Here is a 24807-nt window from a genome sequence, read left to right on the forward strand (position 1 = left end):
CAGTGTGTCGGTCGGCCTGTCGGGGGGCAGGGGAGAGCAGGCCGACCGACTTACCGCGGGTCCGCATGCGGACGACGCTGTCCGGATTTCCGGCTATGGGGTTGGTCGATACAAATTCTACTGGCTCTGCGGTCGAACTGGCTTGTCGGTCCACGAGGGCGGCAAACCGAGCTGTGACCCTGCGAAGTCCTTCAGTCCGGGCGCCCGGCCGAACCTTTCGCAAGCCTGATATTTGGGTTTGCCGCCGAGTCCGGATTTCAGCTTCTGATAAGACGGAAACTTCGGGAAGCCAAACTTGAACGGTGTTTTGCCCGTGACAAGCATCTTGGAGAAGTCACTTCCGAAACTCTCCGCCAGAGAGTAGGCGTCACCGATCTTCGACATCCGCGCGCCTGTGGTCACGAAATTTGCGCCCTTCGACCACACCATCGCGCCCGCCTGTTTCCCGTCCCGGGTGGTCGCCTCGGCCTCGACGGCAAGCCCGCCCAGTCCCAGCGGAATTCTCGGCACGGGAACTGATGAGGCCGCGAACGAGGCTCCGATTGACGCCGCGGTCGACAGGCCGGCGGCTGTGGCGTTGGTGGGCACAATCCGGGTGACCGTCGCGTGAACGATCAGATCGGCGTTTTCTCTGTCGCCTGTGACTACGAAACGATCGCTGACGCCAACGCAGAGTGCGCGGCTGACCACTGTCGCCACCAAGGCCTGATCGGCAGGCTTTATGGTGGATTGCGCAGCGGTGGGCGAAACCACGGTAGGCTCAATGTACACTGTCTTGCTTACTTTGAGATCCTCGGGGACGGCCTTGTACTCTGCCTTCCTTATTCGCCCATCGACCTTGGTAAGACCGTCATAGGAGGCCAGCGAATTGGCAGGCTGGAGCGGCACCGAGGTGCATCCGGCAACTGCCGATACGAGCACGGACGACAGAAGCGCGAAACCGATCGATCGATGCTGCGGTCGACCGGCAGCCTGGTTTGTACGGGAATTTGGCACTTCGTTCTCCTGTTGGGGCTTGGTGTATGGAAGGAGGCAGGTGGGGTAGGCTATTGCCTCTGTTCCGCTGGCTGAGCGGCAGCAACCTTGTCGGTGAACACGGGCCTGTCGTGCCACAGGCTGCCGTTCGCCATTTTTGCGTATCCGAGGTTGTAAACGGCGCGCATGTAGTCGGTGTTGAATGGATCGGTCATCCTGTAGGGGAGCTGCTTATCGATCGAGGCCACGCGGAACCGAATGCCGTTCTTTTGGGCGTAAATGTAGGTGGCCAGCAGCGCACTGCGGGTCTGTGCCTTGACGAGGGTGGAATTCGCCCTGGCCATGACAGCAAACGTGTTGTTCGTTGTCGTGGTAAATTCTGGCATGAGCGCATTGTTGATGATGATGTACATGTTGAACTTGAGGTTTTCAGGCCGCACGCCCTTGTCCGAATTGGCTATCCACCCCTCTGGGATCGTCAGGATTTGGGACGCCGACCCGCCGTCGGAGTGCATTTCTTCAAACGCCTCCGCTCCAGCTTCGGCCTTGATGAGCACGGCCGGATAAACGCCGGGGATACTTGCCGACGCGATCAGTATGTCCTGGAAGAGTTTCAGCGCACCGGGCCGCCCGCTATTGGCGATGGCGCCCATGTTCCAGATCACCGCTCTTTGGGAATCGAGATTCGAGGTCAAAACAAACAGTCGTCGTCCCTTGCGGTGCTCAGCCGCGATTTTTTCCAGTATGTCGCGCGTCAGATAGCGCTCGACCATTTTCCGAAGCGGCTCCTGTTTCAGGAGACTTGCTCCGAACAGGCCCCTCGGTAGGAAATCTGCATCGACCAACTCCTTGGCAACACCGCTTGTATAGAGATCCACGAGAGGCTGGTCGTAGGCCGAGCCGAGGAAGGCATAGGGCGCGATCAGCGCACCCGTGCTGACGCCGCTGACCATATCGAATTCCGGCCGCTGTCCGTTGTCCGACCAAGCCTTGAGCGCCCCGACGCTGAATGCGCCTGCGCCACCGCCGCTCGACAAGACCAGGTAGTTGATTTCCTTGTGTCTCGGGATGGGCAGCCAGGCGTGCGCCTCGGGCAGTTTCCGGGCCGAATCTGCATAAATACGAATGTCGCTGAACCCCTGGATGCTGGCTGCCGTCGCAGCCTTCGGCCCGTAAACAATGCGGTCTGGCGCCAAACAGCCAGCAAGAAAGGCCAGCAGGACAATGGCCACCAGTCGATGCATGTCTACCGCCTTGTCCCGGGCCATCGCCGGAAGGAACCATCAAGGTCTCCAACGGCGATACGGCGCTCGGCGACCGTTCTTTGCAGTCGCGTCTGGCGGCATTAATCCCGATTTGTCATTACCGTGGGTTATGTATTGTTAAGAGTTGTTGCGCCCCGCAACCCGGCACGTCGTCCTACGCTCGTTCCGGTAACCGTGACGCGGTGCCAGCCACTTCCGTCTGAGCGGGGGGCTCGGCGACCATCTCCGCAACTACGATGCAATCGGTGACACGCGGCCGCCAAGGACGACGGACTGGTCGCTACGCCCATGCGCAGTGCACAGGAAACATCGTAATTGGATTAGCGAACCATTTTGCCCAGGACAGCAACTTCTTATCCGTGCGAACGACCTCGTCCTCGAAGCTAGACGGCAAACGGGGGAAGTCCATCAGGCTCTTCCGATCGCGTCCGGCCGCCTGGCGATCCGGTAAACCTGTGCAGGTGGTGCATTTGCGAAAACCCATTCAGTGAACGTCGCCTCAAGACCGATCCGGTCGAGAACGGAGTCAGGTACCGGGCACTGCCAGCCATAGGTAAATTGATAGACGGCTCCTTCCGGACGAAGAATGTGGAAAGCGCCGTACAGAATGGCGAAGACACGCCAAGCCGGCATGGTGAGAAGCGGGAGGCTGCTGATCGCCGTGCCTATTTTCTCGCCATTAAAGGGATCACATCGGCGCAACTCCGTCGCATCGATGTCAAGCAACGCAGCAGCCGGAAACTGGCGACGTAACATGTGGGCAAAGGAAGTGGCGCTTTCTATGAGCGCTATGCGCTCCTGAGGCACGCCGCGGAGAATGAGCTGCCGGGTGAAGACTCTGGTTCCAGGGCCGAGCTCAACAACCGGAGACTGCGAAGAACTGATTTCGCGAGTCATTGCCACCGCCAGAGCTCGCCCGGAAGGCACAAGCAAGGCGGTCCGAAAAGGATGCGACATCCAGGTGCGGAATAGAGTAGTCGGGTCCGACATTGCGTAGCTCCGCATTACTGACAGAGAACATTCATTTATCCGTAAGCCCTACCTGGAGACGCCAGTTGCGGTTTTTGAAGAGATGTTAAGAGTTGTTGCTGGCCGGAAAGCGTCGACGGGATTGCCCTGCCTGTTGGCCAATGGCTTGTTTTGCCACCAGTTAGCCGACGTTCATGCCAGGGTTGGCGAATGTGCGCCTTGCTGGACTCCTAGAACCTGTAACCGACGAAGAGCATCCCGGACGGCTGCACGTCCTTCTGAACGATCGGGCTGTCCTTCGCATCGCCGGCGAGGAAACCGACACCGACCTGGCCGCGGATAAGCCAGTTCTCCGTCGCCATGTAGGTTACCGAGGCTTCGATATCGTAGCGCTTCAGCCCCGCGCCAGCCTCGTATTGCCGCAACCCCGACCGTGCGGATTGGACGGCCGTCACCCCAAAATAGGTATACATATAGTTTTCGTCCGCGAAGATCGCAGACGCGCCGGCGGAGAAAATAAAGGCGTTATAATGATGGGAGACATTTGCGCCCACCACACCGAGCAGGCCTTCGCTGCCGCCAATCGTCTTGTCGACGGAAGCATATAGTTCCACCGGCCCCGTTTCATACGAGACCTTGGTTCCGACCATAGCGCCAGCGTCGATGTCACCGAGGCCTTTCAGGTGCTTGGAATCCTCTTCCTTGCGCCCTCCGCCCATCTCGAAACCGCCTTTTACCGAGACTTTGAAACCGTTTGCTTCCAACACGTCGACATCCAGCCCGCCCGGAGAGATGGTGAGGCGGCCAATGGTTGCGGAGACCATCGGAAACGGGACGAGTTCGTACTCGTCCGATCCCTCATATTTCGGCTGATACATTGCTCCGGCCGCAACCATGACATTCCAGTCGGAAAGCTTCTGGCGTATGCGACCGAACCGTCTCTCATCGACGTTTGCCGCCTTGGGAGTCGCTGCGGCCGATTCGTTATCGTAGGGCTCGGCCGCGCCTGCCTGGAGCGGGAGAAAAGTAATCGCCGAGAGGCTCGTAGCGACGGCGACATGCCGCGAGCGGGTTGAGAAATGCTTCGTTAGCGACATGCGAACCGGCTCCTGGGGATGGTGGAAGATACTCAACGCGTGCGAGGGGAAGCCCGACGCATCGGCCCTCCAGCGGCTGCACTGTCTAGGACTACGAGGTTGCTTTGGATTTTGTGATATTAAGAAATGTTGCGCCGCGATCGATGTGGTTGGCCTGGAGGCGCAACAAGCACTCGGCTTTCGCTTGAATTGTGCATATCAAGAGCGAATCAAAGCTAAGCTTTTAGACGAGTCGGCTGAGCAACTGCGCGACGCCCGCAATCAGCCCCAACAGCAGCAGCAACAGCAAGGTGTTCACCGACCACTTGATGACGAGGTACAATGGACGGTTCGTCGACTTCAGTGCCTTGCTGCCTGCCAGGATAGGCGCAAGTCCAGCAAAGACCCTGTTGGCCAAGCCACGACGGTCTTCGGGCGTGTTGGGTACCACCGTGGCACGCGTTAAGCCTTCGTAGAAGAAATTGAATATGGCACCCAGCGGGTTCAGGGGCCGTTTCACGTCGCACATGAGGATGAGGCGATCGCAGTCGGTATCGTTGCGCACGAAGTGCAGGTAGGTCTCATCGAACATGATAACCTCGCCATCGCGCCAACTCAGCTTGCGGCCATCCACATTGATGAAGCAGGCGTCGGAGTTCGGGGTGACGAGACCGAGGTGGTAGCGCAGTGACACGGCAATTGGATCGGCATGCCGGGTCAGTTGGGCTCCCTTGGGTAGATAGGCAAACATCGCGCCATGCACGCTCGGAACGCTCTGCAATATCTTGACGGTGCTGGGGCAAAGGCGTCTCGCGGAATGATGCTCATACCCGTACCACTTGATGTAGAAGCGGCTCCAGCCGTACTTGAAGAACGTCCGGAAGCCGACGTCATAGGTTCCTGCGGTGCCGGGCCGTTTGCTGGCGTCGAAGTAGTTCTCGCGCAGCAGGTCCATGCCCTCATTCCGAATGGTTTGCCAGTTCTGACGCAGCAGTTCGAGTTCCGGAAAATCCGCCGGGTCGAGCACGGCCTTTGATCCGCGCGAGAGCGTTGTCATGTACAACGCACAATTCAACGGCGAAAAGATCGGCCATCCCTTGCGGAGGTACTCAGACAGGCTTTTGTAGCGGGCTTCGCCCCGGAAGCGGTAGACGTACACGATGCTCGCGGCCACAAGCGTGACCATGACGACAAGAATTAGCATGAGATTTGCCCTGAGTGCGCCAGTTACCGCGATGTTGATGGATGGGTCCCGTTGCGCCGACCCAGGTCAGACACTTCAGAATGGTTTCATCCGAGGCGCTCACACGCTCCGGATGGCGGCATTAGTCCAGATTTGTCATTGCCTTGGATTTTGTATTGTTAAGAGTTGTTATCGTCCCACGGCATGCACTCGCTGTCGGTCATCCGCGGCTCTTGAGGGTTGATCATTATGATGGTTGCCGGACACCATCCGGCTGGCCTGGAATGACCAGGCCGTGCGAAACCTTGTCGCGAAATGGTCCGCGATGGCTGGGGATGTGCCTGCCATGGCCGATTCGACCGACGACTTTCGCCTGACATGTCGCGCTTCGCCGAGCGCCGCAAACACTGGCTCCCGCTCAGGGAGCGGGTTGCTGGAAAAGGGTTCGCCCAGGAGCCCCCAAGCTCGACTCCCGCGTTCGACCAATGTTCAGGTAGAACGAACGCCTGGCAGCTATCACGACGTCCTCGACAAGGTCTCGTCTCAGCAAGTTGATGGGAACACTGCCCTCGAGATAGGGTGACGGGCGAACGAGCCACGACCACGCAAGCCTTGGCTGCTTTGCCAGCGCGAACACCTCAGGTATTCCGGCAACGGGTCTTCCGTCAACGAACTGGGCCAGCGGGAACACGTGCCTCCCGAGGCCCTTGCGCAATGCTATGACCTGGTTACGCTTCTGCCAGCGGTGCAACGTCGATCTCGGAATCTGCAGATTTTCTTCGAGGTATGTTGGCCCGGCAACTGCGCCTGCCCAGTCTTCAAGACGCATTGTGGCAACATCGGCGAGACGCGATCGCGTCAAATAGGGTTCAGAATCTCGCCCCGCGTTCGCTCGCGCCAAATCGGCATTCTTTTCCTCAGACGGCCTTGTGCCCCTGCCGGTCTGGCCGAGACAGCCGCGCGGCAAGTTTCGCTGGCGAAGGGAGCGGCTTGACGGTTCCGCAAGATTTGCCCAGCGACCGAGCGCGGCGCCGTCACCAAGAGGCAACCTCATCGATCGCCCTGGCCACCTGGGTTGCTGCTGGGCCTGCTGACCGGAGCGAAAGCCGCCACGGTGGCCGGCAACAAAACTTCACCAACCGCCTTGGTTTTGTCCCGCTTTTGACATCGCCAGGGTCTCGGCCGCGGCTACGTCCTAACACGATAGAGACGGAGACCCTTTATGGCCCATGATGATCTAAAGCGTGATGACATCCTCAAAGACCCACTCATCAGACAGATGATGCGCGCGGACCGCGTCTCTTTGAGAGAGATGAGGAAACTGCTTCAGGATGCGGCGCGGTCGCACCGACTTCATGGGAAGGATGAGCCCTTGCGGCCCCCAGGAGGCGCTCCCCCTCACCGCGCCAAGGCGTTGAACGACGGTCCCAAACGTCACGGCCCGCGTCGTGCTATATAGTCGACTATCTGCCTTTGGCGAGCGCCTGCCGCGTTGAAGCCTGTCGTTGCATATCGTCAGTCTTGCTGTTTTTGAGCGGAACAACCCGTGCCGGCGGCAACGATATCGTCGCTCGTAACCCATGCGGGGATATGTTCTCGAGCGACAGCGAGCCACCATGGCTCTTTGCGATCTCATCTGCGATCGAAAGACCCAGTCCAAAACCGCTGTTGATAGTCGAGGACCGGGCCTGATCTGCCTTGAAAAAAGGCTCAAGAGCCTTCTCGTGGAGACCCTCTGCAAGGCCGGGGCCATCGTCCTGCACAACAATGGACACTTTGCTTGGCGGGAAATTGGACAATTGGACGTGCACGATCTTACCGAACCTGACGGCATTTTCCACGATGTTGGTGACTGCCCGCGTCAGCCCTTTCTGCTTGCATGAATATCCGAATCTCTCGGGCCCGACGTAAATCACCGTGTGTCCAACATCGGAGAACCCGGCAACGATTGTCTTCATCAGGGCTGCAATATCAACCTTTCGAAGCGGCTCGTCGCGCGCCGTGCTGCTCAGATATTGAAGGCTTTCCTCGATCATCGCGGTCAATGTGGCGATATCGTCAAGCATCAATTGTTTCGACGGGGTCTCCTTTGATCGCTCCACGCGCATTCTTAGACGCGTTAGTGGTGTTCTCAGGTCGTGGCTTACGGCGGTCAGCATCCGCGTGCGGTCATCAACCATCTTACGTATTCTACGCCGCATATCGTTGAGCGCCGTTGCGAGGGTGCGAAGCTCCTTGGCGCCTGCGACAGTGAATAGCTGCTCCTCGCTGCCGTCGAGCCGCAAGCTCTTTGCCGCTTCGGCAAAACGGACAAGAGGCGACGTGATCACGCCACCTATGTAAAGCACCAGCAGAAGCATCGGGAGGATCAACATCAGGATCTTGGCAATGAGTTCGACAACCGTGCCGAAGACGGCTGGATAGGTATCAGCGTCAGAGAACCGTACCAGGAGGCCACGCTTGGCGTCGACACGCACCGCCAGGGCATTGTGTTCCGCATCCTGCGGAAGAACAGCGGCCTCAAAATCAGTGGGCAGCACGTCGCGAAGCTCATCGGCGATAAATTGCATATCCCCTTGGTGGCTGCTTCCGACGTTAAGATCACGCCACGGCAAAATCCTCATCTCCAGACCGATGGGAGCGCTCGCTCGCAGCAGCTTCTCGGCGTCGGCATCGTCCGCGCTGTTTCTGAGTTGCTCTACGATCAATTCGATCTGTGTGGTTCTGACCGCAATCACTTGCTTAGCCTGGAAGATGTACGGCTCCGGCAAGAGCGCGATAACGCTAAGAAGCACTGCCGGAATAGGGATCGCAGCGAGCACGACGAACTGGAGTCGAATGGGCGCCCGTCTGAACCGACCGATCATATGGCTACCGCGACCTCCGGAGTGAAGATGTAACCGCCCAGCCGCACTGTCTTAATGAAAGTGGGCTCCTTATAGTTCGGCTCTATCTTTTGCCGGATACGGCTCACATGCACATCAATGCTGCGCTCGACAGGTCCGGCAGCGCCAGCGTGGGTGCGGGCAAGTATGTCTTGCCGGTTCATCACCTGTCGAGGATTCTCGCAGAACACAAGCAGCACATCAAATTCCGCCGTCGTGAGCGGCACATGGACACCGTCAATGTCAGTCAATTCGCGAGTGACAGGATCTATTCGCCAGCCCGCGAACGTCATCGGGTCCTGGCTTTGCTTGAGTTGGCTTGAATACGACGATCGCCGCAGCAGCGCCTTTATTCTCGCCAAAAGTTCCCTTGAACTAAACGGTTTTGTGACATAGTCGTCGGCCCCCAGTTCCAGTCCGACGACTCTGTCCACCTCTTTCGTCAGCGCGGTAAGCATGAGGATGGGTGTAGTATCGGATGCCCTGATCCTTCTGCAAATGCTAAAACCGTCCTCACCCGGCAGCATTCCGTCCAATACAATAAGGCTGAACTCTTTCTTTTTGAGAACGCGGTCCATTTCCATGGCCGATCCGACTGTCTCGGCGACGTAGCCCGCCTCTTTCATCAGTTCGATCAGCATAGTCGCTATATCCCGGTCATCCTCGACGACGAGAATTCGGGCTGAAGCTGGAGTGATGACATCATATCCGACGTTTTCCATAGGCTTGGCCATTTTGTTGCCCTTTCCCCTTCGGAATAACACGCTGCTCATCATGGCTGTCAGCAACAATTGTGTTTAATTTTGTTGCTGTGGTCCCCGGCAGGCCTCCTCCCGGCCCAACAGTCGCCGCGTCTGCGGCAGCGATCCCATCCGCGCGGCGTGGACCAGCGCTTCCGGCGGGCGCTAGGCCGCTGCGCCTTAGCAACTCTTAACAATACATAACCCACCGCAATGACAAATCGGGATTAATGCCGCCCAGGAGCGATTGCGAAGAACGATCGCCATACGCGGTGCTGCCGGTGGAGACCTAGATGTTTCCGCTGGGTGGCGGCCCCGGAACAAGGCGGTAGACATGCATCGACTAGTGGCCATCACCATGATGGCCTTTCTTGCTGGCTGTTTCGCGCCGGGCCGTAATGCCTGCCAATCGAAGGCCGCGATGAAGGCGGCCTATCGCAGGATTGTCGGTATGGGCGGTCTTGGAGCGTGCCTGATCGTGTCAGGCTGCACGACCGTCGCCAGCGTTCAGGAACCTGATTTGAAGATCGCGAATGCCTGGCACGCGACCTTTCCGCATGGCGGCCGGACCGGCGATCTCGTGTCCTGGTGGTCCACGTTTTCCGATCCATCGCTGACGGCCCTCATTGCATCTGCGCAGGCGGAAAGCCCCAGTCTCGAGTCCGCCGCTGCAGAGATCGAGAGGGGGCGCGCCACGCTGGCATCTACGCAGGCGAGCCTTTTTCCGGGGCTTGGCGGCTCGGGATCGCTCGCCCGCTCCGGCACGGGCGGCAACAAAGCCAACCAAGTTGCTGCCGCTACGACGGTGAGCGGCAGCCTCGACGCTTCTTGGGAAATCGATCTGTTCGGCAAGACGCGGCAGAGGAGCGAGGCTGCGCGGCTGCGGGTCCACGAGCGCACCGCCGATTGGCACGATGCGCGCGTCTCACTCGCGGCGGAGGTGGCGGACTACTATATGCAGTACCGTGCCTGCCGGCAGCTGGAGCAAGTTTATACCACCGAACTCGCCTCGCAGCGCGAGACGATCCGGGCAATGGAAATGGCCGCAACCTCCGGCCTTACGTCGAGCGCCGACCTTGCGCTAGGGCGGGCGAGTGCTGCTACCTCGGCCTCGACACGGACCGCCCAGCGTGCCGAGTGCGAGGTTCTCGTCAAATCTCTCGTCCGCCTTATCGGCGGTGACGAGCCTCACGTCCGCGATATTCTGGCGATGGGCAAGCACGGGTTACCCACGCCGAGGACCCTCAAGCTATCCGCCGTGCCTGCCGACGCCTTACGGCAGCGCCCCGACATCGACGCCCTTGAGCTCGAGGTCGCTGCATCGCTCGCCGAGATCGGCGCGGCAAAAGCCGATCTCTATCCGAGCCTCAGCCTCGGCGGCTCGGTCACGATCGACAGTTCATCGCTGATGGGAACCTCTCTGCCCTGGTCCTTCGGCCCGGCCATCTCGATCCCGCTCTTTGACGGTGGCTCGCGCCGGGCGGCAGTGGGCAGCGCGGCAGCCGCATACAAGGTGGCGGTGGCCGCCTACAAATCAGGTGTGCTGGACGCGGTCGCCGAAGTCGAGAGCGCACTCGTGCGGATCGACAGTACGCGACGGCAGATCGGCGACGCCAGTGTCGCGGCGCGCAACTACCGCGCCTACTTCAAAGCCGTGGATTCGAACTGGAAGGCCGGTGGCGCAAGCCTGCTCGACCGCGAGGACGCCCGGCGTTCGGCGCAGTCGGCGGAGGTCTCGCTCATCGAAATCCGTCGTGACTCCGTGCGCTATTGGATCGCCCTCTACAAGGCGCTCGGCGGCGGCTGGGATGCGAGCGCCTCCTCATCCAAGGACCTGCCGCAAAAATCGAAAGAAAACCTGCTCTGATGCGATCTTCACCTCTTCTCCTCGCCGCTTTCCTGAGCGGGATCCTTGTTTTCGCCGCAGAGCCCGCGCTCGCGCAACAGAACGAGGCGGCAGCGCTTACCGTCGCAGTGGCAAAGCCCGCGGAACGCCAGTGGCCTGAAACGATACCCGCCAGCGGCTGGCTGAAGCCCTGGCACGAGGCCGTCATCGCCGCGGAAATCGGCGGCCTGCGTGTGACCGATGTCCTTGCCGATGTCGGGTCGGTTGTCTCAAAGGATCAGCCCCTGGTTCGGCTGGCCGACGAAACGGTGCGCGCGGAACTGCGCAAGGAAGAGGCTGTGCTGGCAAGCGCCAAGGCGGACCTCGCAAAAGCCAGGACGAGTGCGGGCCGAGCACGCAAGGTGCAGGGAAGCGGTGCGCTTTCTGAGGAGAAGATCACCGAATACCTGATCGCCGAGCAGACTGCGATCGCGGGTGTCGAATCCGCCGAAGCGTCGTTGGAAAGCCAGAAGATCAAGCTTGCTCAGGCGACCATTCTGGCCCCGGACGACGGGCTGATCACTGCCCGTTCGGTCCAACTCGGCGCTGTCGTTTCCTCCGGCACGGAGCTGTTCCGTCTCGTGCGCCAGCAGCGCGTCGAGTGGCAGGCGGAAGTGTCTGCACGTTATTTGCCTCACATCAAGGAAGGCCTGACCGCCACGATCGTCGGTCCGGAGGGGCGGCGCGTCAACGGGACCGTGCGGCTCGTCGGGCCGACGGTCAGCACCGATACCGGAAGGGTGCTCGCCTACGTGGCGCTGCCGGCGGAAGCGCACCCACCCATTGGCCTTTACGTCACCGGCCAGATCGAGCTTGCGACCACGAAGGCATTCACCGTGCCCGAGACGGCGCTCGTGGTGCGTGACGGCATCGCTTACGTCTTCACCGTGGATGCAGACATGCGTGCGTCACGCGTCCGTGTTGAAACCGGCCGCCGCAATGCCAGCGAAGTGGAAATCCTCTCGGGCCTTGATCCCTGGGCCGACGTGGTGACGACGGGCGGCGCCTTCCTTTCGGATAAGGCGCCTGTCCGGGTAGAGGAGGAAGCACCATGAATTTTTCCGCCTGGTCGATCCGCAATCCGGTTCCCGCAATCCTGCTGTTCATCCTGCTCACCGTCGGCGGCCTGCTCGCCTTCGATCGCTTGGCGGTTCAGAACTTCCCCGACATGGTGCTGCCGACTGTCCAAATCAACGCCGCGCTCGAAGGTGCAGCGCCGGCCCAACTCGAAACCGAAGTCGCGCGCAAGATCGAGGACAAGCTCGCCTCCCTGAACCTCCTAGAGCACGTCACAACCACGATCACGGACGGCGCGGTCAGCATCAATGTCTCATTTCAGCTGGAGAAGGACGGCGAGGCAGCGCTGAACGAAGTGCGCAATGCCGTCGACAGTATGAGCGGTGACCTGCCCGCCCAGATGCAGACACCAAGCGTGACGAAAACGACGGTGCAGGGATCACCAATCCTTACCTACGCCGTGCGCTCCATCCGCCTCAACGAGACGGAACTCTCGTGGTTCGTCGACAACGACATGACGAAGACCTTGCTTGCCGTGCCCGGCGTCGGCCAGGTCAGCCGCATCGGCGGCATCGATCGTGAGGTGCATATCGATCTCAATCCCCAGCTGATGAGTTCGCTCGGCCTTAGCGCTGCAACCGTTTCCGCGCGGCTCAAATCCGTGCAGTCGGACGCTTCGGGCGGCCGGGCCGAAATCGGCGGCAGCAAGCAGGTGATCCGCACGCTTGGCGCGGTTTCGTCGATCGAGGCGTTGAGGGCGCTCGCAATCCCGCTTCCGAGCGGAGCTCTGGTGCGTCTGGACGAGATCAGCACGGTTACGGACAACTTCGCCGACCGGTCGTCCATCGCCTATCTCGACGGCAAGCCGGTAATCGCATTGCAAGTCAAACGCTCCAACGGCTTTTCGGATACGGGCGTCGCGACGGCTATCCAGGTGGCCATGCAGAACTTCGCCGCCGCCAATCCTGATGTCGAGATTGTCGAGGCGTACAGCACGATCGGGCCGATTATCGAAAACTATGACGGCTCCATGCACATGCTCTACGAGGGCGCGATCCTCGCAATCGTCGTGGTCTGGCTCTTCCTGCGCGACTGGAGGGCAACCTTCCTTTCGGCGGTGGCGCTGCCCCTATCGGTCATCCCGACCTTCCTTGTGATATACATGGCGGATTTCAGCCTCAACACGGTGACGCTGCTCGCGCTCTCGCTTGTGGTCGGCATCCTCATCGACGATGCGATCGTGGAGATCGAGAACATCGCGCGCCACCTGCAAATGGGGAAACCGCCGAAGGAGGCCGCGCTCGAAGCCGCAGACGAAATCGGCCTTGCCGTCATCGCCACGACCTTCACGCTCGTTGCCGTCTTCCTGCCGACTGCCTTCATGGGCGGTATTCCCGGCCTTGTCTTCCGCCAGTTCGGTGTGACGGCGGCCGTGGCGGTTCTCGCCTCCCTGGTCGTCGCGCGCCTGCTGACGCCGATGATGGCCGCTTACATGATGAAGGCGCATCCTGTCGAGGCAAAGGACGGCCGGATCATGCGCGCCTACCTAGCCATTGTTAAAACCTGCCTGCACCATCGCAAACTGACGGTCCTTGGCGTCTGCCTGTTCCTCGGCCTGTCGATTTCGACGATCCCGTTCCTCAGTTCCGGTTTCCTACCCGCGTCGGACGATGCGCAGACACAAGTCACTCTGACGCTGCAACCCGGCAGCACTATTGAGCAGACGGACGCGATCACGCGGCGAGCCGCAGAGATTGTTTCCCGACTGCCGGACGTGACGCATGTGTTCTCCTCCGTCGGAAGCGCCTCTTCAGGTGACCTGATCGATTCCTCGACGACCGTCGATACGGCGGCCGCCTCGCTCGTCGTCGACCTGAAGAAGATCGGCGAACGCACCCGCAAGCAGACCGAGATCGAGAATGATATCCGGCAGGCACTCGCCATTCTTCCTGGCGCCAGGATCGCTGTGGGTACGGGCGGCAACGGCACGACACTGGAAATCACGCTGGCCAGCGACGATTCCAATGCGCTCGGCCAGGCAGCCGGCGCGCTCGAAGAGCAACTTCGCACGCTGCGGGGGATCGGCGCGGTTACCTCCAGTGCCTCCCTGCAGGCCCCTGAAATCCAGATCGTCCCGAACCTCGACCGCGCGGCCGCTCTCGGCATCACGGCGGAAGCGATTTCCGAAGCGGTTCGCGTGGCCACCAACGGCGATTATTCCTCCTCGCTAGCAAAGCTCAACCTGCCGCAGCGCCAGCTTCCTATCCGCGTCCGGTTTGATCCCAGCAACCGTACGACGTTTGATGACATTGCCAATCTTCGCATTGCTGGCGCCAGGGGCAGCGTCGATCTCGGCTCGGTCGCCGAGATCAGCATCGGCGGCGGCCCGTCGGAGATCAGCCGCATCGACCGCTCGCGAAATGTCACGCTGTCGGTCGAACTCAACGGGCGCATCCTCGGCGACGTCTATCGCGAAGCGCAGGCACTGCCCGCCCTTCAGCGCCTTCCAGACGGGGTGAAACTCGTCGAACAGGGGGAATTGGAGCGCAGCTCCGAGCTCTTCGGCAGTTTCGCCATCGCCATGGCAATCGGCGTTTTCTGCATCTATGCCGTGCTGGTCCTGCTCTTCCATGATTTCTTCCAGCCGGTGACGATCCTTATGGCGCTTCCGCTGTCTCTTGGCGGCGCCCTGCTGCCGTTGGTGCTGACCGGCACGAGCTTTTCCATGCCGGTGGTGATCGGGCTGCTCATGTTGATGGGTGTGGTGACGAAGAATTCGATCCTGCTGGTCGAATACGCGATCATCTCACGCCGGGCCGGTCTCTCGCGGTTCGACGCCCTCATTGACGCTTGTCACAAGCGTGCTCGTCCGATCGTCATGACGACGATCGCGATGGGATGCGGCATGCTTCCCGTAGCGCTCAGTCTCAGCGGCGGCGACTCCAGTTTCCGTCAACCGATGGCAATTGTTGTTATCGGTGGCCTGATGACTTCCACCGTCCTCAGCCTCGTCGCCATTCCCGTCATCTTCACCGTCGTCGATGACTTTCTCAGGCTTCTCAAGCAGCTTGTCGGCATAAGACAGCCTGAGCCCTCGCCGGCTTCCACACCTAAAGATGGGGGGCGGTTCGGGGCACCACTTTGCGGGGAGCGGCCCTGGGAGGCACCTCCACTTGGATCCGGCCGCCGTGGACCAGACGCGGCATCGAACTGGGCTGCAACGCCCGCGGACGGGCGTTTGCCTCCTGCTGCCAGACAACCAGCACGCCGGAATTGAAGCCGATGGCTCGCTGCACTTCAGCCGAGGTGGCGAACCGTCGCGCTGTCCGCCTCTTCGGAAATGGCGCGGATCGGGACCGGCGGTTGCCACGAAGGACCGGCCGACCATCAGGTCCATTCTTATTATTCAGACAAAGTACATTGGTGACGTTGTCTAAATGTCAGAAATGCGCCCTTATCGGACATTGAGACCAGCATCGCTGGGCGCTCAGAAACGGACCCTCTCGATCCAGAATCGGCAGCTGGATGGACCAGCAAGCGCGCCGATGAGCAAGCGCGCCGAGCAGCAGACGCGCTCGGCCGAAGAGTCTAGTTACCTGGTCGGTGATCGGTCGGGTCCCAAGCCAATTTCCTCCTGCCGCGCTCCACTATATTGCAAGACGGTCAAATTTGAGCTTCCGCATTCATGCTTTGTCGAGCGTATCTCTTAGAGTCGCTTAAACCTTCTGCGCCGTAAGTTTTAGCCGTGCTGAATCGCCGTCAGCAACGATGACGACGACATAGGAGAACGCAATGACTCGCAATCACGTTGAACGTCTTGGAGAGTTCAGGGAAATCCTGGTCGCGACTCGACGCGAAGGAGTCCGTAACGTGCACCATACCCGCGACGCAATGCGGGCAAGCGGCTTTCAGATCGGGGACAGCGACGGCTCCAGCTACGGAGCCAAGCTAAAGGAGCTCCAAGAGGAAATCGAGGCAGTCGATCGCGCCATCGAAGACGAGAAGCGGCTGGCCTTGGCCCTTGAGAGTGCGGCTCAATCCCGCCGACCAATTAAGCCGAGAATCGTGAAGGGAACATAGAGTCGGGGACGGCCCTTGGTGCCCGTCGCGTGGATTCGCCTGCGACATCGTGTCGGGCTCGTCGCCGCCGTGCTACAGAGCCCTGAACGTCATCCGTTGCCATCAAACGTGGGGCAGGGGCGGCCGAAGCCGCCCTGTGTCGATGTCGACTTCGCTATGTCCATCGTTGTCGATGCCGTTGCTACCCTCGCCAACGGCGTTCCTAAGGTATCCGATCTGAAACGCGATATTTGGACATGAAATCACGGAGGCCAGCTTCTGGCGCAAAGCGATCGGCACCACCCTGGATGAAAAGGTCGGCTTTCTAGCCCATCATCCCGAAAGCGGACGTTCCGCTTCCGGCCCGAAACGGTCATTTCATTCCAGTCGCCAATTTTGCGTGAAGCGGTCGGCGTGGTGCAGGGCGGGGCAAGAAGATGGTTCAGTCAAAGAAGCCCGCATCCCCTTCCCCGAGATACTTCCTGGCTGCTTCGGCGTCGATATCGAGGCCCAGCCCCGGCGCTTCCAGCAGGTCCACCATGCTGTCCTTCACGATCTGCGACGGCAGGCCGATTACGAGGTCCTCCCACCAGGGGTCGGAGGCGCTCGGGTATTCGAAGGCGATGTAGTTGGCGGGCAAGGAGGCGCAGACATTGATCAACGCGCCGAGGCCGAGCAGGCCGTTCGCCGTGCCGTGCGGCGCCATCAGGATCGAGTGCATATGGGCGTGCTCGGCGACCCATTTCAGCTCGGCGATGCCGCCGACATCGGCCGGGTCCGGACCGATGATACGGACCGCCTGCGTTTCGATCAGCTCCTTGAAATTGTGGCGCAGGTAGATCTGCTCGCCGGTATGGATTGGCGTCGAGGTGGAGGTGGTCAGCTCCCGATAGGCCTGCGGATTGACCCACGGCACATAGTCGCCGGTCAGCATGTCCTCGAGCCACATCAAATTGTACTTCTCGACCGCGCGAGCAAACTTGATCGCATCGGGCAGCATCCAGCCGGGGCCGCAGTCGAGCGCCAGGCTGACCTTGTCGCCCAGCACTTCCTTCATCGCGATCACGCAGTCGAGCATGTGATTGAAACCGCGCTCGCTGATCACGCCTTGATCCATGGCACCGTGATAGCCGGCCTTCTTCTGCGTCACGCCGTAATGGAAGCCCTCAATGGTGTCCTTCATGTTGGAGTGGAACGAGATTCCTTGCTTGATCATGAAGAAGTTCTGCGGCTGCTCCATCATCCATCTGACGTCAGCGGCGTAATCCTCCGGCCGGTCGCCCGTGCGCTTCTGGCGGATCGAGCCGTTGTAGACGCGCACCTTGTCGCGCACCTTGCCGCCGAACAGTTTGTAGGCCGGCACGCCTGCGGCCTTGCCGGCAATGTCCCACAGCGCATGCTCGATAGCGCTTACCGCCGCGCCATAGGGCTTGAAAGAGCCGCGTTGGCGGATCTTCAGCATCACCCGCTCGACGTCGGTCGGGTCCTCGCCGATCAGCGCCTCGCGAAAATGCAGGACCCAGGGCTTCAGGTAGGGCTTGGTGTACTCGACCTCGCCCAGGCCATAGAGGCCCTCGTCGGTGACGACGCGAACGATGGGGTGCTTGCCGATGACGGCACAGCGGAGATCGGTGATCTTCATGTTCGGTTCTTTTCGCCTCAGCTCCAGGTGCGATCCCAGGAATACTCGTTGTCCCAGTGATCCGTGGGCTGCCAGATTCCGGTGACACCCGGCTGCAGATGCTGCGAGATCACCTCGTCGATGACGTCGTCGATCCCCAGGCCCGGCTTGTCCGGAACGGTGATAAAGCCGTCCTTCACGAGCGGCTTGGCAACGCCGGTGACGATATCGTCCCACCAGTCGACATCGGCAGAATGGTATTCGAGCGCCATGAAGTTTTCGGTCGCTGTCGCGACATGTGCCGCGGCCATTGCGGCGATTGGACTTTCTGCCATATGGATCGCCATAGCGACGCCGTGGTCCTGCGCCATGTCGCCGATCTTCTTGGTCTCGAGGATGCCCCCGCTGGTGAGCAGGTCTGGGTGGATAACGGAGAGGCCGCCGCTCTTGAGCAGAGGTTCGAAGCCCTCCTTGAGGTAGATGTCCTCGCCGGTGCAGATCGGCACCGTGGTGGCGTCCTGCAGTTGTCGGTACTGCTCGGTGTACTGCCATGGGATCACATCCTCGAGCCAGGCTGGCACATATTTTTCAATCCGCCTGGCGAGGCGAATACCGTTCTGCAGCGAGATATGGCCGATGTGGTCGATGGCGAGCGGAATATCCATGCCGATAATTTCGCGAACCTCGGCAATGTACTGCTCAAGCAAGTCGAGGCCCTTGTCGGAAAAGTGGAGGCCGGTAAACGGGTGGGGGACGTTATGCAAATCGTAGGCGGCGTTGCGGGCGCGTCGCTCTTCAAGAGTCTTGACCGGGCCGCGGCCGGGCTGGACGCGGTACCCTTCAAGTGAGCCGGCAGGAGACACGACCGCACCGGGGACATCGGCGATCTGCATCAGCCCCAGATCCATCTTGAGGAAGGTGAAGCCGAGCGCCATGCGCTGCTTGAGGCGCTTGCCGGTCTCGGTGCCGCTCGGCACGGTAGCGTCGGTATCGCAATAGAGGCGCACATTCTCCCGATACCGGCCGCCGAGCATCTGGTAGATGGGCACGCCATAGGCCTTGCCGGCGAGATCCCATAACGCGATTTCGATCGCCGAGACGCCGCCGCCTTGCCGGCCGTGTCCGCCGAACTGTTTGATCCGGCGAAACAGGCGGTCGATGTTGCAAGGGTTCTCGCCAAGCAGCCGGCTCTTCAGCATCAGCGCGTAGGTGGCGCTGGCGCCGTCGCGCACCTCGCCAAGTCCGACGATGCCCTGGTTGGTGTAAATCTTGAGCAGCGTTGAGGTGAACGGCGCGCCGACGATTTCGGCTACCCGCATGTCGGTGATGCGAAGCTGAGACGGCTTAGAGTTCGCGTTCACCCGATTGAGCGCCTCGTCGGCGCCACCCGTCTTTGCCATGACTTATCCTCGTTCTGGTCGGCGGGGCTTGTCGCCCGCACGATGTGCCGGCATAGAGCGTTGCTAGCCCAGCTCAATCTCGTGGGCCTGCAGGTAGTCACGGTCCATCTCAATACCGAGACCAGGCTTCGACGTCAGCTTGAGGCTGCCGTTCGAGACGTCGAGTGGTCTGTCGATGAGGTGATCGTATTTGCCCAGGTTCCACTCCGACGTTTCGAGCTTGTAGAAGTTAGGAACGGTCATCATCACCTGGGCTCCCGCAACCACGTTGATCGGTCCCGCGGCGTCATGTGGCGAGACCGGGACGTAGTAGGCTTCGCATAGGGCAGAAATCTTCTTGAGTTCGGTAATGCCGCCGGTCCAGGTGACGTCCGGCATGATGTAGTCAGCGAGCCTGTTCTCGAGTACCGGCACGAAATCCCACTTCGTGTGGCCGCGCTCGCCCCACGAGATGGCGGCACTGACCTTTTCACGCACCTGCTTGAGGGCGCTGAGGCTCTCGGGCGGGCAGGGCTCCTCAAACCAGTCGATCTGGCCGGCTTCCTCGAGGCTACGACAGAGGCGAATGGCGGTGGGAACGTCGAAGCGGCCATGCGCATCGATGAGGATGTCGACATCGGGCCCCGCCGTTTCGCGGATCAGAGCCGTGAGTTCGGCGGCTTCGCGCTCGTCCCTGCGGGTCATGCTGCCATCGAGGTAGCCGTCTCGCTGTTCGCGGGGCTGGCCATCGGCGCTGCGCCCCTGGTGGGGGTAAGGATCGAACTTGAGCGCAGTATGTCCGGACTCGACGATGTCTAGAATTTCGCGGACCACAGCCTCCTTGCTGGTAAATTTGGCCTGGTTGGGATGGGTGTAGAGAGCGATTTCATCGCGTACTGGTCCGCCCAGCAGCTCGTAAATCGGCTTACCGAGGACTTTGCCGCGGATGTCCCAGAGGGCTATATCGATGGCGCTCACGCATTCGACGGCGGCGCCGCGGCTGCCCATGTAGGTGAAGCTGCGAAAAATCTTGTGCCAGAGATGCTCGATACGCGCTGGATCCTCGCCTGTCACGGCCACACCGATCTGCCGCAGGATCGTGCAGAGAGCGCGGTTGGCGAGCCTTGTAGTGGTGGTGATCTCTCCCCAGCCACTCACCCCCTCGTTGGTCGTCACTTCGACGAACAGGAACTCTCCCCAATAGGAAGCATCGGACTTGATCAGCCACGGCCGAATGCTCGTGATTTTCATCTCAATTCCTTTATCTGAAATCGTCAGGGCTAACGATGTTCAAGACTGGACCTTCGTTCCTATCCGGCCCGAGCGGCGTTGCGCGCACGCATCTGTTCGAGAATATGCCGGCCGGAACCCTCGACATGGCGGGAAACGAGTTCGGCCGCCTTGTCGGCTTCTCCCGCTTTTACGTGCGCGATGAGTTCGCGGTGCTCGCGAATGATCGCGGCACGCCGCGCAAGCGTGAAATTGAAACGCCGGCTGACGGCTCGCAGCACTTCGCGATGCTTCCACCAAAGTTCGGCGGCATGGCGGTTATAGTGCCGCTGGTACATCACGGTGTGGAAAGCGGTATCAAGCTCACTGTGCCTCAAGGTGTCGGCAAAGTTGTTCTCTTCAATCAGGCCTTCGAGACGTTCGAGTTCGGCGATGTCCTCGCCGGTCGCCATATTCACAAACCATCGCGTCAGGGCCGGCTCAATCAAAACACCGATTTCATAGATGTCCCGGACAAAATCCTGATCTATGGGTCGGACGCGCGCCCCGCGGTTGGGGAGAAAGGTGACAAAACCCTCCCCGCGCAAGAGTTGCAGGGCCTCGCGCACGGGGTTGGTCGAGGTGCCGTGACGCCGGGCGAGATCGGTGACCACAAGCCGTTCGTTGGCGGCGAGCCGTCCCTCAATGATGTCTTCCCTGATCAGTTCATAAAGCGAGGCGCCCTCGCTGGAGGCCATGGGGTCAGTCTCCACCGGTGGCATGGCTTTAAAATCATCTATTTCGGCCAAGGCCGGCTCCCCTGATCAATACATATCCTGCCCGATATCACACACGGTTTTCACAAACAATGTACGATTCAGCGCGTTGACAGGCAATCCACGATCTGAAAACGTACAAAATGATCGAAGGGATACATAGAACAGAAAGGCGTCCCGCGGTCGAACGAGCTGGCCCGCTTTGCCTCGGCGCACGGCGGCATGGAGAACCAGGGAGGATACCTATGACGAGGATTACGCTCGGCAGTGCGGTCCTGCGCGGCACTGTCGCCACTGCTTTGATGGCATCGCTGATGTCCACATCGGCGCTGGGAGCGCCGGTCGACCTCAGCAAATGGTCGCCGGAATATGTGCGCTCCATTGCGGGCACACAGGATTTTGACACGGCGGCCGATTGCGCCAAGGTCACCCCGCTCGACTACAAGGGGCGACTGACTTTCTGGTATCAGGGCGTGTTCGAGGGCGACCCCGACCTTTTGCGCCAGTACTACAAGGATTTCTTCGAGACCTTCCGCAAAACCTATCCGAACATCCAGCTCGAGGAACAGGCCCTCACCTATAACGACCTTCTTGACAAGTTCCGCACGGCGCTCCTGGGCAATGCCGCGCCGATGGCGGTCCGCCTGCAAATCCTGGGTGGTACCGAGTTCGCCTCAAAAGGCTACCTGGAGCCGCTCAAACCCGAGGATGTCGGGTATTCCACCGAGGACTTCTGGCCCGGCGCCATGAAGGCCGTGACCTGGGAGGGGGTGACCTACGGCATTCCAACCAACAACGAGACGATGGCGTTCATCTGGAACGCCGACATCTTCAAGCGTGCGGGCCTCGATCCGGACAAGGCTCCGGCAACCTGGGACGACGTCGTCAAGTATTCCAAGCAGATCCACGACAAGCTCGGCATTGCCGGTTACGGCCTCGTGGCTCGCAAGAATGCCGGCAATACGCCGTACCGCTTCATGCCGCAGCTGTGGGCCTATGGCGGCGGCGTCTTCGACGAGGCCACCGCGAACCCGACCTATGAAGAGGTCAAGCTCGATAGCCCGCAGAGCAAGGCCGCGCTGCAAGCCTCGTACGACATGTATGTTCGCGACAAGTCGGTTCCGGTTTCGGCACTCACCAACCAGCAGGCCGATAACCAGCCCCTGTTCCTCGCCGGCCAGCTCGGCATGATGATCTCGCATCCGTCCGACTACGACGTCATGCTCGACCTGCAGAAGAAGGCGACCGGCGCCGACAAGGATAAGGCGCAGACCGTCATCGACAACATGCGCTACGGCCTGATTCCCACTGGCCCCGACGGCAAGCGCGCGGTCGTTTTCGGCGGCTCGAACATTCACATCCTGAAGCCCGAATATGTCGAGGGCGGCAAGGTCGACGAGCCGGCCGCAAAGGCTATCATCTGCATGTGGACGAGCCCTGAATGGTCGCTGAAGATGGCCTATGCCGGCTCGAATCCGGGCAACCTTAACGGCTTCAAGACCAAATGGATGAAGGAACGTCTGGACAACATCAAGTTCCTCGATGTGACGACCTCGATGCTGCCATACGGCATCCCGTTCCCAGCACTGCCGCAGGCTCCCGAGATCATGAACATCATCGTCCCGGACATGCTGCAGAATGCCCTGACCGGAGCGATGACCGTCGACGAGGCAGCGGACGACGCGGCCAAGAAGGTAAGAGACCTGATGGGCGGACTCTGATGCATGTCGCGCAAAAGCATGCCCTCGGGCCTGGACCCGAGGGTGTGCAGCGGTTTTGCGATAACGACATGCATAAAACAGCAACCTAAAGCGCGTCGCGTGAGGCCGATCAAACGCGACGCGCTTTAGTCCAGGCCTGACCGGCTGCACCGATAGTGCAGCCGGTTCGTTCAGAAGAAATAAGGGCGCGCCATAGTGACGATCGTGACCGGCAAGGCCGAGGCTCGCCGAAGATTGCAATCCGGCAGGTCCGGCGTGCTACGCCAGATATGGGAGCATCGCGCCGACTACGCGTACGTGCTCCCTGCGATCGCCGTGATGCTCGTCGTCATCGCCTATCCGATCTACTACACGATCGAGCTGTCGTTCTTTAAGACGCCGCCTGGCCTGCAACTTCGCGACAAGACCTTCATCGGCTTCGACAATTACGCGACCATCGTCACCAGCGAGGTGTTCTGGAGAGTCACCTGGAACACTCTGATCTGGACGCTGGGCTCCACTTTGATTGCCTTTGTCCTGGGGTTTGCCACCGCGCTGGCGCTCCACCGCGAGTTTGTCGGCCGCGGTGTGCTGCGCGCAATCCTGATCATTCCCTGGGTCATCAGCGCGGTCGCCGCCTCCTATATCTGGAAGTGGATCTATCATTCGGACTTCGGGATCATCGGTGCGGTGCTGGTCGGCCTCGGATTGGCCGACCGACCGCCGAATTTCATCGACAGCGTCAGCACGGTGCTGCCTTCCCTGATCGTCGTCAATATCTGGCGCGAGTTTCCGTTTGCCATGATCATGATGATGGCCGGACTGCAGACCGTGCCCGAGCAGTTGCTGCGCGCCGCGCAGGTCGACGGCGCCAGTGCCTGGCAGCGCTTCTGGCACGTCACCTTTCCGCACTTGCGCAACGTCTCGACGGTGACGATCCTGCTGCTCGCGGTGGCCAACTTCAATTCCTTCATCATTCCCTGGATCATGACCGGCGGCGGGCCGTCCAACGCATCGCATATCTGGATCACCCACATTTATGAGCTCGCCTTCGGCCGGCAGCGCTGGGGCGTGGCATCTGCCTATTCGGTGCTCCTGTTCCTCACCCTGATGACGCTCGGCTACTTCTACGTCCGTGCGCTAAGCGGTAACGAGCGGCAAGAGGGGAGCGCATGAGCACGACTGCCGAGACAGCCCCGCGAGCCTTGAGCCGTCGCCGTATACGCGTCGACGGATGGCGGTGGACCGGGCGCATCTTCCTCGCGTTCATGCTGCTTTACACCGCGGTGCCGATGATCTGGATGCTGATCACCTCGATCAAGTCCGGGTTCGCGGCGATGGAATTCCCGCCGCAATGGTGGCCGGACGAACCTACCCTCGCCAGCTACGAGAAGCTGCTCGATCCCCAGAACAGCGTCGGCCAGGACTTCCTCCGCTTCTTCTGGAACAGCCTTTTCGTGTCGACCGTCACGACAATCCTCTCTGTGATCGTCGCCGTCCCTGCGGCCTACGCGTTTTCGCGCTTCAGTTTCCCCGGCCGGAACTTCCTGTTCTTTGCCGTGCTGCTGCGCAACATGTTCCCGGCGGTGATCTTTCTCGTGCCGCTGTTCATCCTGATGCGCCTGCTCGGGTTGATGAACACGCATGGCTCGCTGATTCTCACCTATCTCACCTTCGGCCTGCCGCTGGCGATCTGGTTGCTCAAGGGCTTTTACGACAACATTCCGGTGCAGCTCGAGCAGGCGGCGCGCATCGATGGGGCAACGCGGTTCCAGGCCTTCATCTTGATTGTGATGCCGCTCTCGGCGCCGGGGATCATCGCCACCGCGATCTATTCGTTCATCGGCGCGTGGAACGAGTACATCTACGCCTACACCTTCCTCACCAAGAACGACCAGTTGACACTGCCGGTCGGCATCCAGCGCTTCTTCTCGGAAAATACGACGGACTTTCCAGGCCTGATGGCGGCCAGCTTCATGATGAGCGTGCCCGTCGTGGTGCTGTTCCTCGTCCTGCAACGATACTTCGTACGCGCCCTTACAGAAGGCGCGGTCAAGCACTAGGGAGT

Annotated in this window: 18 protein-coding genes and 1 pseudogene; 7 read left to right on the forward strand and 12 right to left on the reverse strand. The window is 60.4% G+C overall.

Annotation, left to right across the window (positions count from 1 at the left end):
• Nucleotides 1–117 precede the first annotated feature (117 nt).
• The 8 genes from AC0NIE_RS13215 to AC0NIE_RS13250 form a co-directional block, all read right to left on the reverse strand.
• Nucleotides 118–888: a DUF3313 domain-containing protein gene (locus AC0NIE_RS13215; protein ID WP_165848435.1), complete on the reverse strand. Its 771-nt coding sequence runs from the start codon at nucleotides 886–888 to the stop codon at nucleotides 118–120.
• Between the two features lie 158 nt (nucleotides 889–1046).
• On the reverse strand, nucleotides 1047–2219 hold the full coding sequence (locus tag AC0NIE_RS13220) for a patatin-like phospholipase family protein (protein ID WP_473488590.1): 1173 nt from the start codon (nucleotides 2217–2219) through the stop codon (nucleotides 1047–1049).
• A 429-nt stretch (nucleotides 2220–2648) separates the two neighbouring features.
• A complete protein-coding gene (locus tag AC0NIE_RS13225; RefSeq protein WP_473488591.1) occupies nucleotides 2649–3137 on the reverse strand; it encodes a class I SAM-dependent methyltransferase in 489 nt (162 codons plus the stop codon).
• Between the two features lie 302 nt (nucleotides 3138–3439).
• Nucleotides 3440–4105, reverse strand: coding sequence for a MipA/OmpV family protein (locus AC0NIE_RS13230; protein ID WP_473488592.1), 666 nt, complete (start codon nucleotides 4103–4105; stop codon nucleotides 3440–3442).
• A gap of 424 nt (nucleotides 4106–4529) precedes the next feature.
• Nucleotides 4530–5489, reverse strand: coding sequence for an aspartyl/asparaginyl beta-hydroxylase domain-containing protein (locus tag AC0NIE_RS13235; RefSeq protein ID WP_473488593.1), 960 nt, complete (start codon nucleotides 5487–5489; stop codon nucleotides 4530–4532).
• Nucleotides 5490–5886: 397 nt separating this feature from the next.
• Entirely contained in the window at nucleotides 5887–6522 is a 636-nt protein-coding gene (locus tag AC0NIE_RS13240; protein ID WP_473488594.1) for an antitoxin Xre/MbcA/ParS-like domain-containing protein, read from the reverse strand.
• A gap of 409 nt (nucleotides 6523–6931) precedes the next feature.
• Complete coding sequence (locus tag AC0NIE_RS13245) at nucleotides 6932–8335, reverse strand: sensor histidine kinase (protein WP_473488595.1); 1404 nt, start codon at nucleotides 8333–8335, stop codon at nucleotides 6932–6934.
• Nucleotides 8332–9087 carry a response regulator gene (locus AC0NIE_RS13250; protein WP_473488596.1) on the reverse strand — a complete coding sequence of 252 codons (756 nt, stop codon included), beginning with the start codon at nucleotides 9085–9087 and terminating at the stop codon, nucleotides 8332–8334. Before AC0NIE_RS13250 ends, AC0NIE_RS13245 begins: the two co-directional genes overlap by 4 nt.
• A 340-nt stretch (nucleotides 9088–9427) precedes the next feature.
• Between AC0NIE_RS13250 and AC0NIE_RS13255 the strand changes: the two genes are divergently transcribed.
• The 4 genes and pseudogenes from AC0NIE_RS13255 to AC0NIE_RS13270 all read left to right on the forward strand — a co-directional run bounded on the left by AC0NIE_RS13255 (nucleotide 9428) and on the right by AC0NIE_RS13270 (nucleotide 16075).
• Nucleotides 9428–10960: an efflux transporter outer membrane subunit gene (locus AC0NIE_RS13255; protein ID WP_474047024.1), complete on the forward strand. Its 1533-nt coding sequence runs from the start codon at nucleotides 9428–9430 to the stop codon at nucleotides 10958–10960.
• Nucleotides 10960–12033, forward strand: coding sequence for an efflux RND transporter periplasmic adaptor subunit (locus AC0NIE_RS13260; protein ID WP_473489973.1), 1074 nt, complete (start codon nucleotides 10960–10962; stop codon nucleotides 12031–12033). The genes AC0NIE_RS13255 and AC0NIE_RS13260 overlap by 1 nt, the downstream gene beginning before the upstream one ends.
• Nucleotides 12030–15113, forward strand: a pseudogene (locus tag AC0NIE_RS13265) (efflux RND transporter permease subunit); the annotation flags it as partial. The gene AC0NIE_RS13260 and the pseudogene AC0NIE_RS13265, both read left to right, overlap by 4 nt.
• A 674-nt stretch (nucleotides 15114–15787) precedes the next feature.
• Nucleotides 15788–16075, forward strand: coding sequence for a hypothetical protein (locus AC0NIE_RS13270; protein WP_077375425.1), 288 nt, complete (start codon nucleotides 15788–15790; stop codon nucleotides 16073–16075).
• A gap of 421 nt (nucleotides 16076–16496) precedes the next feature.
• On the opposite strand, the gene AC0NIE_RS13275 is transcribed toward AC0NIE_RS13270, so the two are convergent.
• The 4 genes from AC0NIE_RS13275 to AC0NIE_RS13290 form a co-directional block, all read right to left on the reverse strand.
• On the reverse strand, nucleotides 16497–17696 hold the full coding sequence (locus tag AC0NIE_RS13275; RefSeq protein WP_473489972.1) for a mandelate racemase/muconate lactonizing enzyme family protein: 1200 nt from the start codon (nucleotides 17694–17696) through the stop codon (nucleotides 16497–16499).
• Nucleotides 17697–17713: 17 nt separating this feature from the next.
• The gene (locus AC0NIE_RS13280) at nucleotides 17714–19075 is read right to left on the reverse strand and encodes a mandelate racemase/muconate lactonizing enzyme family protein (protein WP_473489971.1); all 1362 of its coding nucleotides are present in this window, start codon (nucleotides 19073–19075) and stop codon (nucleotides 17714–17716) included.
• Nucleotides 19076–19138: 63 nt separating this feature from the next.
• On the reverse strand, nucleotides 19139–20305 hold the full coding sequence (locus AC0NIE_RS13285; RefSeq protein WP_473487195.1) for a mandelate racemase/muconate lactonizing enzyme family protein: 1167 nt from the start codon (nucleotides 20303–20305) through the stop codon (nucleotides 19139–19141).
• 59 nt (nucleotides 20306–20364) lie between these two features.
• Complete coding sequence (locus AC0NIE_RS13290) at nucleotides 20365–21072, reverse strand: GntR family transcriptional regulator (RefSeq protein ID WP_473487194.1); 708 nt, start codon at nucleotides 21070–21072, stop codon at nucleotides 20365–20367.
• Nucleotides 21073–21284: 212 nt separating this feature from the next.
• Between AC0NIE_RS13290 and AC0NIE_RS13295 the strand changes: the two genes are divergently transcribed.
• From AC0NIE_RS13295 to AC0NIE_RS13305, 3 genes are all read left to right on the forward strand, one after another.
• Nucleotides 21285–22760: an ABC transporter substrate-binding protein gene (locus AC0NIE_RS13295; protein WP_473487193.1), complete on the forward strand. Its 1476-nt coding sequence runs from the start codon at nucleotides 21285–21287 to the stop codon at nucleotides 22758–22760.
• 195 nt (nucleotides 22761–22955) lie between these two features.
• The gene (locus AC0NIE_RS13300; RefSeq protein WP_473487192.1) at nucleotides 22956–23915 is read left to right on the forward strand and encodes a carbohydrate ABC transporter permease; all 960 of its coding nucleotides are present in this window, start codon (nucleotides 22956–22958) and stop codon (nucleotides 23913–23915) included.
• Nucleotides 23912–24802 carry a carbohydrate ABC transporter permease gene (locus AC0NIE_RS13305; protein WP_292545381.1) on the forward strand — a complete coding sequence of 297 codons (891 nt, stop codon included), beginning with the start codon at nucleotides 23912–23914 and terminating at the stop codon, nucleotides 24800–24802. The genes AC0NIE_RS13300 and AC0NIE_RS13305 overlap by 4 nt, the downstream gene beginning before the upstream one ends.
• Nucleotides 24803–24807 lie beyond the last annotated feature (5 nt).

The organism is Mesorhizobium sp. WSM4842 (assembly GCF_055901575.1).

What these genes read in the sequence shown, in the direction of transcription:
- AC0NIE_RS13220 (WP_473488590.1), bottom strand. Translation starts at nt 2,219, where the DNA reads ATGCATCGACTGGTGGCCATTGTCCTGCTGGCCTTTCTTGCTGGCTGT.
- AC0NIE_RS13275 (WP_473489972.1), bottom strand. Translation starts at nt 17,696, where the DNA reads ATGAAGATCACCGATCTCCGCTGTGCCGTCATCGGCAAGCACCCCATC.
- AC0NIE_RS13235 (WP_473488593.1), bottom strand. Translation starts at nt 5,489, where the DNA reads ATGCTAATTCTTGTCGTCATGGTCACGCTTGTGGCCGCGAGCATCGTG.
- AC0NIE_RS13230 (WP_473488592.1), bottom strand. Translation starts at nt 4,105, where the DNA reads ATGGTTGCGGCCGGAGCAATGTATCAGCCGAAATATGAGGGATCGGAC.
- AC0NIE_RS13260 (WP_473489973.1), top strand. Translation starts at nt 10,960, where the DNA reads ATGCGATCTTCACCTCTTCTCCTCGCCGCTTTCCTGAGCGGGATCCTT.
- AC0NIE_RS13225 (WP_473488591.1), bottom strand. Translation starts at nt 3,137, where the DNA reads ATGACTCGCGAAATCAGTTCTTCGCAGTCTCCGGTTGTTGAGCTCGGC.
- AC0NIE_RS13295 (WP_473487193.1), top strand. Translation starts at nt 21,285, where the DNA reads ATGACGAGGATTACGCTCGGCAGTGCGGTCCTGCGCGGCACTGTCGCC.
- AC0NIE_RS13255 (WP_474047024.1), top strand. Translation starts at nt 9,428, where the DNA reads ATGCATCGACTAGTGGCCATCACCATGATGGCCTTTCTTGCTGGCTGT.
- AC0NIE_RS13305 (WP_292545381.1), top strand. Translation starts at nt 23,912, where the DNA reads ATGAGCACGACTGCCGAGACAGCCCCGCGAGCCTTGAGCCGTCGCCGT.
- AC0NIE_RS13270 (WP_077375425.1), top strand. Translation starts at nt 15,788, where the DNA reads ATGACTCGCAATCACGTTGAACGTCTTGGAGAGTTCAGGGAAATCCTG.
- AC0NIE_RS13250 (WP_473488596.1), bottom strand. Translation starts at nt 9,087, where the DNA reads ATGGCCAAGCCTATGGAAAACGTCGGATATGATGTCATCACTCCAGCT.
- AC0NIE_RS13280 (WP_473489971.1), bottom strand. Translation starts at nt 19,075, where the DNA reads ATGGCAAAGACGGGTGGCGCCGACGAGGCGCTCAATCGGGTGAACGCG.
- AC0NIE_RS13245 (WP_473488595.1), bottom strand. Translation starts at nt 8,335, where the DNA reads ATGATCGGTCGGTTCAGACGGGCGCCCATTCGACTCCAGTTCGTCGTG.
- AC0NIE_RS13240 (WP_473488594.1), bottom strand. Translation starts at nt 6,522, where the DNA reads ATGAGGTTGCCTCTTGGTGACGGCGCCGCGCTCGGTCGCTGGGCAAAT.
- AC0NIE_RS13285 (WP_473487195.1), bottom strand. Translation starts at nt 20,305, where the DNA reads ATGAAAATCACGAGCATTCGGCCGTGGCTGATCAAGTCCGATGCTTCC.